This window comes from Streptomyces sp. NPDC058576 (assembly GCF_042718715.1).
Lineage (GTDB): Bacteria > Actinomycetota > Actinomycetes > Streptomycetales > Streptomycetaceae > Streptomyces.
The window spans coordinates 3,855-16,996 of record NZ_JBHXPF010000002.1 but is presented as its reverse complement, the minus strand read 5'-3'; the positions used below and the strand labels follow the sequence as shown (position 1 = coordinate 16,996).

Annotated in this window: 12 protein-coding genes; 3 read left to right on the top strand and 9 right to left on the bottom strand. The window is 73.4% G+C overall.

Annotated elements, in window-relative coordinates; translation table 11 throughout:
* Positions 1-5: 5 nt before the first annotated feature.
* The 9 genes from ACFWRV_RS01505 to ACFWRV_RS01465 all read right to left on the bottom strand — a co-directional run bounded on the left by ACFWRV_RS01505 (position 6) and on the right by ACFWRV_RS01465 (position 8,958).
* Complete coding sequence (locus tag ACFWRV_RS01505) at positions 6-986, bottom strand: sugar kinase (protein ID WP_384326740.1); 981 nt, start codon at positions 984-986, stop codon at positions 6-8.
* Positions 983-1,621 carry a bifunctional 4-hydroxy-2-oxoglutarate aldolase/2-dehydro-3-deoxy-phosphogluconate aldolase gene (locus tag ACFWRV_RS01500; protein WP_384326738.1) on the bottom strand — a complete coding sequence of 213 codons (639 nt, stop codon included), beginning with the start codon at positions 1,619-1,621 and terminating at the stop codon, positions 983-985. Before ACFWRV_RS01500 ends, ACFWRV_RS01505 begins: the two co-directional genes overlap by 4 nt.
* The gene (locus tag ACFWRV_RS01495; RefSeq protein WP_384326736.1) at positions 1,618-2,502 is read right to left on the bottom strand and encodes a hypothetical protein; all 885 of its coding nucleotides are present in this window, start codon (positions 2,500-2,502) and stop codon (positions 1,618-1,620) included. Before ACFWRV_RS01495 ends, ACFWRV_RS01500 begins: the two co-directional genes overlap by 4 nt.
* Before the next feature lie 84 nt (positions 2,503-2,586).
* On the bottom strand, positions 2,587-3,678 hold the full coding sequence (locus tag ACFWRV_RS01490; RefSeq protein ID WP_384326734.1) for a Gfo/Idh/MocA family protein: 1,092 nt from the start codon (positions 3,676-3,678) through the stop codon (positions 2,587-2,589).
* Positions 3,663-4,367, bottom strand: a complete 705-nt coding sequence (locus ACFWRV_RS01485; protein WP_384326732.1) for a ThuA domain-containing protein — start codon at positions 4,365-4,367, stop codon at positions 3,663-3,665. The genes ACFWRV_RS01490 and ACFWRV_RS01485 overlap by 16 nt, the downstream gene beginning before the upstream one ends.
* A 268-nt stretch (positions 4,368-4,635) precedes the next feature.
* On the bottom strand, positions 4,636-5,637 hold the full coding sequence (locus ACFWRV_RS01480) for a LacI family DNA-binding transcriptional regulator (protein ID WP_384326730.1): 1,002 nt from the start codon (positions 5,635-5,637) through the stop codon (positions 4,636-4,638).
* 22 nt (positions 5,638-5,659) lie between these two features.
* Complete coding sequence (locus ACFWRV_RS01475) at positions 5,660-7,027, bottom strand: FAD-dependent oxidoreductase (RefSeq protein ID WP_384326728.1); 1,368 nt, start codon at positions 7,025-7,027, stop codon at positions 5,660-5,662.
* A 34-nt stretch (positions 7,028-7,061) separates the two neighbouring features.
* Positions 7,062-7,820 carry an enoyl-CoA hydratase/isomerase family protein gene (locus ACFWRV_RS01470; protein ID WP_384326726.1) on the bottom strand — a complete coding sequence of 253 codons (759 nt, stop codon included), beginning with the start codon at positions 7,818-7,820 and terminating at the stop codon, positions 7,062-7,064.
* Positions 7,810-8,958 (bottom strand): CaiB/BaiF CoA transferase family protein, encoded by a 1,149-nt coding sequence (locus tag ACFWRV_RS01465; protein ID WP_384326724.1) that lies wholly within the window; start codon positions 8,956-8,958, stop codon positions 7,810-7,812. The genes ACFWRV_RS01470 and ACFWRV_RS01465 overlap by 11 nt, the downstream gene beginning before the upstream one ends.
* Before the next feature lie 247 nt (positions 8,959-9,205).
* Between ACFWRV_RS01465 and ACFWRV_RS01460 the strand changes: the two genes are divergently transcribed.
* The 3 genes from ACFWRV_RS01460 (at position 9,206) to ACFWRV_RS01450 (ending at position 13,030) form a co-directional block, all read left to right on the top strand.
* Entirely contained in the window at positions 9,206-10,300 is a 1,095-nt protein-coding gene (locus ACFWRV_RS01460; RefSeq protein ID WP_384326722.1) for a dihydrodipicolinate synthase family protein, read from the top strand.
* A gap of 68 nt (positions 10,301-10,368) precedes the next feature.
* Positions 10,369-11,418: an NAD-dependent epimerase/dehydratase family protein gene (locus ACFWRV_RS01455; protein ID WP_384326720.1), complete on the top strand. Its 1,050-nt coding sequence runs from the start codon at positions 10,369-10,371 to the stop codon at positions 11,416-11,418.
* Positions 11,419-11,629: 211 nt separating this feature from the next.
* Positions 11,630-13,030, top strand: coding sequence for an MFS transporter (locus ACFWRV_RS01450; RefSeq protein ID WP_384326718.1), 1,401 nt, complete (start codon positions 11,630-11,632; stop codon positions 13,028-13,030).
* Positions 13,031-13,142: the final 112 nt, after the last annotated feature.

The following is a 13,142-nucleotide window of genomic DNA, read 5'->3' as shown; positions in this document are numbered from 1 at the left end:
CCGCCTCAAGTGGTGTGCCGCGCCCACTGGTCGTCGCTCGCGGCCACAGCGGCCGTCAGCTGGGGGGCGGGCGGCAGTGGGCCGTGGTCGTCGGTGACGCGCAGGGCGGAGGCGGCGGTGAGGTGGCCGAGCCGGAGGCTCGCGACGGGGTCGTCGCCGCGCAGCAGGGCGGCCAGGAAGCCGGCGGCGAACGCGTCGCCCGCGCCGACGGGTTCCACGACGTCGACGTGGGGCGCGGTGACGGTGTGCTGTCCGGTGTCGGTGAACGCGGTCGCGTCGCGGCCGCCGTCCTTCACGACGAGGACCCGCGGGCCGGGCAGCAGCCGTCGTACGGCCGCGGCGTCCGGCAGGCCGTTCCCCCAGAGGGCCTGCGCCTCGTCCAGGCCGACGAACACGATGTCCGCCAGGCCGGCGAGCTCGGCGAGGACGGTCGACGCCGAACCGTCGCTCCACAGCGCCGGCCGGTGGTTGACGTCGAAGCTGACGGCGTAGGGGCGCGCGGGGCCGCGCGGGTTCAGGGCCGCGCGGACCAGTGCCAGGCAGGACGGGGAGAGGGCGGCGGTGACGCCGGTGAGGTGGACGAGCGAGGCGCTGGTCACCGCGGCGTCGGCCAGCAGCTCCGGTGCGAGGGCGGAGGCGGCCGAACCCGTGCGGTAGTACCGGACCCGGGTGCCGTCGGCGCCGGGGTCCTTGAACATGACCCCGGTGGGACGTTCGGGGTCGGTCCGTACGGCGCTGGTGTCGACCCCGCTCGCGGCGATCCGGTTGCGCACGAGGCGGCCCAGCGGGTCGTCGCCGACGGCGGACACCCAGCGGGCGGGCACCCCGTGATCGGCGAGGTACCGCGCGACGTTCGACTCCGCGCCGGCGACGCCCACCTGGAGCGAGGTCGCCGATTCCAGCGGCACCGGACGCCCGGGCGCGAAGGCGGCCATGGTCTCCCCGACGCAGGCCACCGGACCCGCCTCCGGCCGCCAGGGGGTCACCGGTCCGCCCTCTCCGGGGCGACCGCCCGGAGGAACGCGCGGGCCCGCAGCCGCAGTGCGTCCATGTCCCCGCCGTCGGCGGCGTCGCCGAGCAGCGGCGATCCCACGCCCACCGCGACGGCGCCGGCGTCGAGACAGCTGCGGGCGACGGCTGCGTCCACCCCTCCCACGGGGACGAACGGCACCTGCGGGAACGGACCGCGAAGAGCGCGCAGATGCACCGCTCCCCCGGCACTCGCCGCCGGGAACAGCTTGACGGCGTCCGCGCCCAGCCGGAGGACCTCGACCACCTCACTGGGCGTCATGGCTCCGGCCAGGACGGGAAGACCGAGGTCCCTGGCGGCGGATATCCCCTCGCAGACGGCGGGCGTCACCACGAAGTCGGCGCCCGCCCGGTGCGCGGCGCGGGCGTCCCCCGCGGTCAGGACGGTGCCCGCCCCGAGGGGGGCGTGCGGGCCGAGGACGGCGCGCGCCTCGGCGAGCACGCTGAGGGCGTCCTTGCTGGTGAGCGACACCTCGACGAGGGTCACACCCTCGCCGACCAGCGTGATGACGGACGCGAGCGTGGTCCGGGGGTCGGTGCCGCGCACGATGGCGACCAGCCGGTGGGTGCGCAGGTCTTCGACGAGTTTCACGAGCTGTTCTCCTCTTTCCGCGGACGGCGGTTGCGGTGGGCCTCGACGCGCAGGGTCCAGCGCACCTCACCGGAGGCGGGGACGTGCGCTGCGTCCCCGTCGCCGGCGGCCGCCAGGCCGAAGACGCGCCCGAGCATCGGTTCCACGCCGACGGAGCGGTAGGGGCTGTCGGCCGGGAAGCCGCCCAGGTTACGCCACAGCGCGACGGAAACCGGCTGGTCCTCCGCCTCGACCGTGAGGCGCAGCTCGTCGTCGCCGTCGTGGACGGACACCTCGGCGGTGTCGACCACCGCGCCCACGGCGGTGCCGTCGTCGGGTCCGAGCCGGTCGAGCCGGGGGCCGTCGGCCAGGGGCCAGCGGCCCGGCTGCCACCGGTCGCCGCCGGTGGGGTACAGGCGGGTCGCGGCGCCCGGGCGCACGACGAGCCGCGCCTGCTCGGACAGGTCGAGCAGGGCGTGCGCGGCCCAGACGAAGCGGTATCCGGGGGCCGCGGTGAGCCGGTAGTCGACCACGAGCCCCGGGCCGTCGAAACGGGTCTGCCGCGACAGCCGGAAGTCCGGGCAGTCGGCGTGCTCCGCCCCGTCTCCGATGCGGTGCCAGGGCCGTGACCAGGCGTCACCGTGGTCGGGGACGCCCCGGACGGTGGGGAGGCACTCCTCCAGGCCGCCCGCGTCGACGAACGGGTCGCCCGGTGCGACGCCCGGTCTGCGGGGGTCGTCGCGGTGCCAGAGCCATTCCCGGCCGCCGGCCGTCAGGGACGTCCAGCGGCCGCCGTGTGCCGGGTCGGTGGTGACGCGAACCTCGAGCGGCAGCCCGGCCGCCGGTCCGGAAGCGGGATCGCTCGTCGGGCGGGACGGGTAGCGGGGGCGGATGGCGCGCATCGGTCTCCTTCGGGCCGCCCCGCAGAAGGGCCGCCCCTCGAAGGGGCGGCCCGGCGCGTCGGACGGGGCGGGGGTAGCGAGCGGTCAGCCGAGGGGGACGGCCACGGGGCGTGCACACGTGCTGGTGACGGTGACGGCGGCTCCGGTACGTGCGGACTCCAGGAGCGACTCCATGACGTCGAGGACGTGGTAAGCGAGGGACCCCGACGCGCGGTGCTCCTCCGTCCGCGGGGTCCGCGCCATGTCGGCGAGTCCGCAGCCCCGGCCGGCGTCGCGGTAGCCGCCCGACGGTTCCAGGGTCTCCCACGCCTGCCCGCCGAGGCGGAACAGCCGCACGTCCCCGGCGAACCGGTTGGGGTCGGGAACGATCAGGGAGCCGGTGTCGCCGTGGATCTCGATGCTGGACGCGGCGGTGGCGACCGCGTCGAAGCTCAGGACGACTGTGGCCAGGGCCCCGGAGCCGTGGGTCAGGACACCCGTGACATGGGTGTCCGTGGTGACCCGGACCGACTCGCCCCGCCGTGGCCCCGACGCGATGGTCCGGGTGGCGCGCGAGCGGCTGGAAGTGCCGGTGACCGAGGTGACGGGCCCCAGGAGGGTGACGAGGGAGGTGAGGTAGTACGGCCCCATGTCGAGCAGCGGGCCGCCGCCGGGCGCGTAGTAGAAGTCCGGGTCCGGATGCCAGTGCTCGTGGCCCGGGACCATCATCGTCGCGGTCGCCGACAGGGGGCGGCCGACGAGGCCCTCGTCGAGGGCGCGGCGCGCCGTCTGTATCCCGGTCCCGAGGACGGTGTCGGGGGCGCAGCCGACCCGGACGCCGCGGGCGGACGCGGCGGCCAGCAGGTCCCGGGCCTCGGCGGTGGTGGCCGTCAGGGGCTTCTCCAGGTAGACGTCCTTGCCGTGCGCGACGGCCCGGTGCGCCACCTCGGCGTGGGCCGCGGGGATCGTCAGGTTGAGCACGACGTCCACGTCGTCGTGGGCGACGAGTTCGGGGACGGTCAGGGCCCTGACACCGGGGTGGGCGTCCGCGACGGCCCCGGCCCGGGCGGGGTCGAGGTCCGCCACGGCGACGAGTTCGAGGTCCTGGGATGCCGCGAGCGTGGTCAGGTACTGGCCGGAGATCGCACCGCAGCCGACGATCCCGACGCCCGTGCGGGCGCTCACCGGCTCGCCCACAGCAGGCCGCGCTCCACGATCGTGCGCACGGTGGCGTCGGCCAGCACGTCGGGGCTGTGGCCGGGTGTGCAGACGAAGATCCGGCCGGCGCCCCAGGAGCGGGTCCAGATCGCCGGGCAGGTGACGGGACGGCCCCAGGGGTCGAAGTCGCGTGCCGCGAGGGTGGTGGTGGCCAGGACGTCGCAGTAGTCGTCGGTGAGCACCCAGTACTGCTCGGTGTCGAGGTCGAAGTCACCGATGCCGGTGGTGACCGGGTGGTCCGCCGCGGTGGGCAGGACGTTGATCCGGTGCGGGAGGAAGTAGTCGGTGGAGTCCGCGCAGCGCTCGTGCGGGGGTTTGCCGGGGTGGGTGGCGAACTGGCCGCCCACCAGGTGCAGGTACTCGGAGCTGTTGCGGTAGGAGTCGGCGATGCCGCCGTGCCAGCCGGCGAACCCGGTGCCGTTCTCGACGGCCGTCCGCAGACCGGCCACCTCCTCGGGTGCGATCTCGCTCATGGTGACGCACTGGAGGACCAGGTCGACGCCGCTCATGTAGCCGGTGTCGGCGTAGACCTTCGGCGTGCTCTCGATGCGTGTCTCGAAGCCGTGGTCGCGCAGGAAGGGCAGGAACAGGTCGGTCGCCTCGACCGGCCTGTGTCCCTCCCACCCGCCGCGGACCACGAGCGCCTGCCGTGGTGTCGTCTGGGTCATCGGTGGTTCTGCCTCATCGCTGTCGTGCCGCGTCGGCGTGAGTGCTCACCGGCGTCGGCTGTGCGGGGCTGACACGGTTGTCGACACGGGAGTGTCGTCCCTCTCTGTGCTTCTGCAGGTGTATTCCGTCGGGTAAAGCTTTCCACGTCGCGCGCGACCGCTCAATACCGCTCCGAGACACCGTCTCGTCCGATCGTGACGCGGGGAGCCGGCGCATCATCATGCCCTTCGGGGCAGAGGAGTTACGCCCGATTCGTCCGGCAGCGCGTCAGCGGGTGACGGGGGCGGTGGACTCCCGGGGGACGAGCCGGGGGGCGGGTTCGTCGACGACGCGGTCGGTGAGCGGGGCCCCGCCGAGGTGGTCGAGCAGCATGTCGGCGGCGACCGCGCCCGCCGCGCGCAGGGGCAGCTGGACCACGGTGACCGACGGGTTCGCGACCCGCGCGAACCAGGTGTCCTGGATGGCCACCACGGAGAGCTCTCCGGGGACGGCGACCTGCCGCCGCACGGCGTGCGAGACGGCTCCGAGGGCGGCGTTCACGCTGGCGGTGACGATCGCGGTGGGCGGGCGGCGGGCCGCGAGGAGCGCGTCGACGCCGCGCTCCCCGGCGTCGGCCTCCCAGCCGGCCGCGACCGTCCAGTCCGCGTCGACGCGCAGCCCCGCCTCGCGCATGGTGTGCCGGTAGCCGGCGGCACGGCGGCGGGCCGCGTCATGGTGCTCGGTGCCGCCGAGGAAGCCGATGCGGCGGTGGCCGAGGGAGAGCAGGTGTGCGGTGGCGACCCTCGCCGCATCGGCGTCGTCGAGCACGACGGAGCCGACCCGGGCACCGAGCGTCGAGTTGAACAGGACCACCGGCAGTTCGGTGTCGAGGATGCCGGTCAGGGTGTCGTCGTCGTGGTCCTCGCGGCGCTGCAGCAGGACGCCGTCGACGCGCCCCTGGCCGACGATGTCCGAGAGCCGGGAGTCGGCCGGGAGCTGGCACAGGAGCACCGTCATGCCGACGGGGGCCAGCGCGGACTGCACGCCCGCGTGCAGTTCGGCGAAGACGGCGTTGGTGACGTCGGGCACCACCAGGGCGATCGCGCCGGACCGCAGCGAGCGCAGGGCTCTGGCCCGGTGGTCCGGGACGTAGCGCAGGTGCTGGGCCGCCTTGATGACGCGGGCACGGGTCTGGGGTGCGACCCGTGCCGCGCTGTCGTTGTTCAGTACGCGGGAGGCGACGGACTTGGAGACGCCGGCCGCCGTCGCGACATCCTGCAGAGTGGCCACGACACCCGAAGCTAGCACGGGGTCATTCCAGGTCGCTGCCGTTGCGGGTCATCGCGGAGCGCACGTCGCTACCGGCGAGGTTCCGGTAGGACGTCGCCTTCTCCAGGGAGAGCAGGGTGGCCATCGCCGCGGCGTGCCCGTACTCGAAGCATTGCGCGGTCACCCGGGCCGAGGCGAGGGCCTCGTGGTCGGCGCTCAGGCAGCGGCCGGCGACGATGACGTCTTCGCCGGTCGCGGGGACCAGGCTGAGGTAGGGGACCTCGTAGTAGTCGTCGAGCAGCCAGTGGAGCCGCGGCCGGTCGCCGGAGTGCAGTTCGATCGGCCAGGGGACCCGGCAGATGCCGTCCTCGGGGCGCTTGCGGGCGGTGAGCACGTCGTCGTTGCGCAGCCGTTCGGCGCCGACGACGGTGCGGGTCTGGCGGATGCCCGCCTCGACCCCGGTGTCGACGACGTAGCTGGTCTCGCAGCCGGGCACGTTCTGGCTGAGGAAGCGGGCGTAGGCGCGGACCTGGCGGCGGCCGAGGATCTCCGCCTCGGTGAAGTCCTCGGGGTCGATGACGTTGAGCATGCGGCCGTCGGCGGCGGTGAGGCGGGTGGCGTTGACGAGGAGTTCGCCGGGGCGGGGGCTGGTGAAGGCGAAGATCTTCTGGCGGGGCAGGTCGGCGCCGGCGGCGCGGGCGGCGAGGATGCGTTCGCTCAGCTCGGGCGTGCAGATCGAGTCGGGGCCGTAGCCGGCTCGGAACGCGTCGGTGTCGACGCCGCCCAACCGGAAGAACATGGTGGGGTTCTGGATGACGCCGTGGTCGCCGAAGGTGGTGGCGTGCCCGGCCCGGGTGACGACAGCCGCGTCGCCCGAGGCGTCGATGGTGCGGCGGGCGCGGATCACCGCCCGCCCGGCGGCGGACTCCACGACCACGCCGCGGTGGTGGTCGCCGTCCATGAGCACGCCGGTGACGGCGGTGTGGAACAGGACGCGCACCCCGGCGGCGGTCAGGAGATCGTCGGCGGTCTCCCGCCACATCAGAGGGTCGTGGGCGACGGTCCAGGTCTTCCCGTAACGCTGCGGGGAGGTGAGGCCGCCGCGCGCGGCGAGGGCGGCGCGGAAGCGTTCGGTGAAGCCGCGGACCACCTGCTGGGGGCCGCCCGCCCGGTCCGATGCGAGGTAGAGGCCGCAGATGGTGCCGGACAGGCCGGCGACGGCTGCGCCGCCCGCGAAGCCGTAGCGCTCGACGAGCACCACCGAGCGGCCGGACTCGGCGACGACGGTCGCGGCGGCGACGCCGGCGGCTCCGGCGCCGGCCACCACCACGTCGACGTCCGCGAGGCACGGCAGGTCCACGGACTCGGCATGTACGGCGTCGGGGCGCCACTGGTCGAGACGTGGGCGCATGGCGGTACCTCCGGCGGTGGGATGGTCGGCGTGGTCAGCGTCCCTGGAACTCGGGGGGGCGTTTGGCGACGAAGGCATCGATGCCCTCCTTTCCGTCGTGACTGTCGAACAGGGCACGCAACTCCGCCTGCTCCAGGGCGAATCCGGTGTCGTGGCCGGCGCTGTGGCCGATGGCCCGCTTGGCGGCGGCAAAGGCCTGGGTGGGTCCGGCGGCCAACTCGCGGGCGTAGGCGGTGGCGGCCTCCAGCGGGTCGCCGGGGGTCACACGGTGGACGATGCCGAGGCCGTGGGCCTCGTGCGCGGTCAGGCGGCGTCCGGTGAGGACAAGGTCCTTGGCGCGGTACGGGCCGAGGAGCCGGGTCAGGTGCTGGGTGCCGCCCCAGCCGGGGATGAGGCCGAGCTTCGTCTCGGGCAGGCCGAACGCCGCCGTCTCGGCGGCGAACAGGACGTCGCAGCTCAGGGCGAGTTCGAAACCGCCGCCGAGCGCGACCCCGTTGACGGCGGCGACGACCGGGACGGGCAGTGCGGCCAGCCGGCCGCGTACCGCGTTGGCCAGGGCGGTGAAGCGGGCGAAGGCCTCGCGGTCGGCGCCGGCGTACTCGGCGATGTCGGCGCCGGCCGCGAAGGCCTTCCCGGTGCCGGTGAGGACCAGGGCGCGGTGGCCCGCGGAGCGGGTCAGCGCGTCGTCGAGGGCGTGGAGCATCGGGGTGTTCAGCGCGTTGTACTTGTCCGGGCGGTCGAGGCGCACCGTCAGGACGTCATCGTTCTCGGTCACCAGCACGTCAGCGGACAACGTCGGCTCCCTGGCTCTGCCCGAGCGAGGCGAGCACGGCCTCGGTGTCGGCGCCGAGCGCGGGCGGGACCGTGCGGACGCCGGGGCGGACGCCGTCGTAGGTGACGGGGTGCCCGAGGAGGCGTACGCGGCCGGCCTGCGGGTGGTCGAACTCGACGATCGAGCCGTTGTGCCGTACCTGCGGGTCGTCGACGACGTCGGCGTAGGTGTTGACGGGGGCGAACCACACCTTGTGTGCCTCGAAGGCGGTGACCCAGTCGGCGGTGGGCCGGCGGCGCAGGTGCTTCGCGACGCGCTCGTTGACCTCCTCGCGCCGGGCGTAGGAGTCGTCCTCTCCGACCTCGGTGAACCAGAGGTCGTCGAAGAGCCCGGCGAGGGTGTCGAGCGAGTTCAGGGAGAGGCACACCTGGCCGTCGGCGGTCTCGAAGACCCCGTAGGGCGCCTTGTAGTACATCGAGGAGACGCCGGAGGCGCTGCGTGATCCGGCGAACCCGTTGAGGTGGTAGGCGAGCGGCTCGGTCTGCAGGTCGAGCGCGGCGCTGAGCAGGTTGCTCTCGACGCGGCTGCCCCGGCCGGTGCGCTCGCGGCCGTGCAGGGCGGCGAGGATGCCCATGACGCCGAGCACGGCGCCGTGCTGGTCGACGAGCGAGGCGCCGACGGGGGTGGCGGGTATCCCGGCGGGTCCGGTGGCCGCAGCGAGGCCGGACATGGCCTGGAGCAGCACGTCCTGGCCGGGGCGGGCGGCGTAGGGGCCGTCGGGGCCGTAGCCGGAGAGCGAGCAGTAGACGAGGCGCGGGTTGAGGGTCCTGATCCGGTCCCAGCCGAGGCCGAGCCGGTCCATGGCGCCGGGCCGGAAGCTCTCGATGAGGACGTCGGCGGTGGCGAGGAGTTCGTCGAGGGTGCGCCGGGAGTCCTCGTCCTTGAGGTCGAGGACCACGCTGCGCACGTTCCGGTTGCCGGCCAGGAAGAACACACTGACGCCGTCGAGATAGGCGTCGGGGCCCGACCAGTTGCGTTCGAAGGCGCCGGTGGGCGGCTCGATCTTGATGACCTCGGCTCCCAGGTCGGCCAGGAGCTGGCTCGCGGAGGGGCCCTGCAGGAAATGGGTGAAGCTGACGACTCGGAGGCCGGAGAGCATGCGGCAGTCCTTCGCTGGGAGCCGGAGACGTGTTCCGAAGGCCGGCGCGGGGCGACGGCGGCTCCGGTGGGACACGCGCCGGGACGGGCACGGGGCGGCCGGTCGCGGACCGGAGCGGTGTGCGCCGCCCGCTGGTCGCTCCCCACCGTTGCGCAACCGATTGTGCAGGCTCCGGACGGCATGCGCAACCGATTGTTCACAGGGCTGTCATGTGCTTCACTCGGCCGAACACGACGAGAGGCCAGTGATGACTTCTGGATACGACGCCCTCGCGCCCCGGGTCGGAGCCCTGATCAGGGCCGGCACCGTGCTGCCGGCCCACCCCCTCGCGCTGGACGAGAATCGCCGGCTCGACCCGGTCCGCCAGCGCGCCCTCACCCGCTACTACCTCGACGCCGGGGCCGGCGGCTTCGCGGTCGGCGTCCACACGACGCAGTTCGCGATCCGCGGGGCCGGCCTGTACGAACCGGTGCTGCGGCTGGCCGCGGAGACGGCGGCCGAGTGGACCGACCGGCCCGTCGCCCTGGTCGCCGGGGTGACCGGGCGGACCGCGCAGGCGGTGGCCGAGGCGCGGATCGCGCGCTCGCTGGGCTACCACGCGGCGCTGCTGAACGTGGCCGCCTTCCGAGGCGCGAGCGAGAGCGAGATCCTCGCGCACTGCGAACGGGTGGGCCGGGAGATGCCGCTGATCGGCTTCTCCCTGCTGCCGGAGTGCGGCGGCTTCCACCTCAGCCACGCGTTCTGGCGGGCGTTCGCGGCTCTGGAGAGCGTCATCGCGATCAAGATGGCGCCCTTCGACCGCTACCGCACGCTCGACATCGTGCGCGCCGTCGCCGACGCCGGCGCGGCGGACCGGGTCACCCTCTACACCGGCAACGACGACCACATCCTGCTCGACCTCCTCGCCCCGTACACCGTGAGCACCGCCGACGGGGAGCGGACGCTGCGGATCCGGGGTGGACTCCTCGGACACTGGAGCGTCTGGACGAAGCGGGCCGTCGAACTCTTCGAGGAGGTCCGCGCCGCCGCCACGGGCGACTCCGTGCCCACCCGGCTGCTCGCCCAGGACTCCGTCGTCACGGACTGCAACGGGGCGGTGTACGACGCGCACCACGCGTTCCGCGGCTGCATCCCCGGCTGCCTCGAAGTCCTGCGCCGGCAGGGGCTGTTGCGGGGCACCTGGTGTCTCGACCCGGCCGAAGCGCTCAGCCCGGGCCAACTGGCCGAGATCGACCGGGTGTACGCCGACCATCCCGGGGCGAACGACGACGCGTTCGTCGCGGCCAACCTGCACCGGTGGCTCGGCGACCACGGGCCGGCGGCCGTACCGCTGGCGGCCTGACCCCGCTCCCCCTCCCCCGGCCTCCCCTGCACGACACCCGCGCGCCCCCGTACCGACCTGGAGAAGCCATGCCCGAGCGCACCCTGTTGGACCCCTCGGCGTACCCGGAGTTCTTCCGGGACGTCGAGCACCTGGAGGACTTCATGTCCCTCCCCAGTCCCGAACTGGTGAGGGATCTGGCCGAGGTTCCCGGTGACGTCATGATCCTCGGCGTCGCCGGCAAGATGGGCCTGACGCTGGCCCGGCTCGTCAAACGGGCGGACCCGGCGCGGCGCGTCGTGGGCGTCTCGCGGTTCTCCGACACGGAGAGCAGAGAGCGGCTGGAGAGCTGGGGCGTCGAGACGATCACCTGCGACCTCCTGGACCGGGCCGCGGTTCACGCACTGCCGAAACTGCCCAACATCATCTACATGGCGGGGCTGAAGTTCGACTACCGCGGGCGTGAGGACTTCCTGTGGGCGATGAACACCCTCGCCCCGGCCCATGTCGCCGAGGCGTTCGCGGACTCCCGCATCGTCGCGCTGTCGACGATCCACGTGTACCCGTGGTCGAACCCTCTGGAGGGCGGCGTCACCGAGCGCACCCCGCCGCTCGCGCGGCCCGGTGAGTACGCGAACTCGGTGGTGGGGCGGGAGCGCACCTTCCAGTACTTCTCCCGCCGGCACGGCACACCGGGGCGGCTGGTCCGCTTCGTGTACGCCGTCGACATGCGGTACGGGGTGCTCCAGGAGATCGCGCGGTGGGTGTTCGACGGCAAGGAGATCCCGCTGGAGACGGGGACCGTCAACGTCATGTGGCAGGGCGACGCGATCAACCAGTTCGCCCGGCTGCTGCGGCACTGCGAGACGCCCGCCTCGCCGATCAACATCGGCGGTCCGGAGGCGGTCAGCGTGCGGCGGGCCGCCACCGCGTTCGGCGAGATATTCGGCATCGAACCGAGGTTCACCGGCGCCGAGTCCACCTGCCTGTACGTCAACTGCGACCACGCCGCCGACCTGCTCGGGAACCCCCACGTACCGGTGAACACCATGATCCGCTGGGTGGCCGACTGGGTGAAGTCCGGGAAGCCGACGCTCGGTAAGCCGAGCAAGTTCGAGATCCGGGACGGGATCTTCTAGAGCCGCGTTCTCCCCGTCCGACACCGGGTGTCCCCGCCCGCCCGGTGGACCCGGACCTGCCCGGCCGTACCGTCCACGCCCGGCACCGGGTGTCCCCGACCGCCCGGTGCCGGTGTTCGTCCTGCCCGCACATCCCGCTCCCCCACCTCCCCGCACCCCCCACACGCAGGAACGTCACGTCCGCCGCTCGACCTCCATCGTGGGAGTCCCCGTGTCCGAACACACCGTCCCGCTGTCCCCACCGTCACCCCTGTCCGAGCCGGCCGGCGCCACGACCGACATCGCCGGGCGGATGGAGCGCCTGCCCACGTCCCGGTGGCAGGTCAAGGCCCGCGTGCTGATCGGCACCGCGACGTTCTTCGACGCGTTCGACGCGCTCGCGATCGCCCAGGTGCTGCCGGTGCTCGTCCCGCTGTGGGGGCTGAGCACCGGACAGACCGGGCTGCTCATCTCCATCGGCTATCTCGGCCAGTTGCTGGGCGCGCTGCTGTTCTCCGCGATCGCCGAGCGGCGCGGCCGCGTCGTCGCGATGGTCCTCTGCATCCTGACCTTCGCCTCGATGAGTGTCGCGTGCATGTTCGCCTGGAACGTCGAATCGCTGCTGCTGTTCCGCACGCTCCAGGGCATCGGCCTGGGCGGGCAGGTGCCCATCGCCGCCGTGTACATCTCGGAGATCACCAAGGCACACGGCCGCGGCCGTTTCGTCCTGCTCTACGAGCTGGTGTTCTCCGTGGGTGTCGTCGCCGCCGGCGTCGTGGGCTACTACGTGGTGCCGCACCTCGGCTGGCAGTACATGTTCCTGGCCGGAGCCGCCCCGCTCCTGATGGTGTACACGCTGCGGACGTGGCTGCCCGAGTCGCCCCGCTGGCTGTCCTCCGTGGGCCGCCACGAGGAGGCCGACGCGGCCATGTCGCACATCGAGGACAAGGTCGCGAAGGCCACCGGCGCGCCCCTGCCCCCGCCGCCGCCCGCGGTGCCGGCCGGCCGCGCGGCGGACGGGTCATCGTGGCGGGAGCTGTTCCGGCCGCCCTACCTGCGCCGCACGCTGGTCGTCTGGTGCATCTGGTTCGGCTCGTACCTCGTGTACTACGGCATCAGCACCTGGCTGCCCACCCTCTACCGCACCACGTTCGACCTTCCGCTGGGCACCTCGCTGAAGTACGGGCTGATCAGCAACTGCGTCGGATTCTTCGGCGCGGCCCTGTGCGCGCTGACCATCGACATGCTGGGCCGCAAGACGTGGTTCGCCATCGCGCTCGGCGGGTCCGCACTGTGTCTGGTGCTGCTCGCCCTGTCCGGCGTCGACACCCCCTCCGACGTGCTCGTCTTCGGCAGCGGCGCCTACTTCTTCGCCGCGGCCGCCGCGATCGGGGTCTACCTGTACACGCCCGAGCTGTACCCGACCCGGATCAGGGCGATCGGTGTCGGGACGGCCACCGCGTGGCTGCGGCTCGCCTCGATGGCGGGCCCGCTCCTCATCGGCGGGCTGATCGCGCACGGTCTGCCCGCCATCTTCGTCGTGTTCGCCGTGGTCGCGGGAGCCGTCGCGATCGTGACGGTGCTGTTCGGCGTCGAGACCAAGGAGCGGGTACTCGAAGAGGTGTCGCCGTAGGCACGCGGTGCCCGACGGGCCGCCCGCCCCGCCCCGGGGAGGCGCCCGCGGGCCCGGGTCATAGCACCCTGTCGACCATGTAGAGGGTGACCAACGTGCCCGCGCAGTCGGG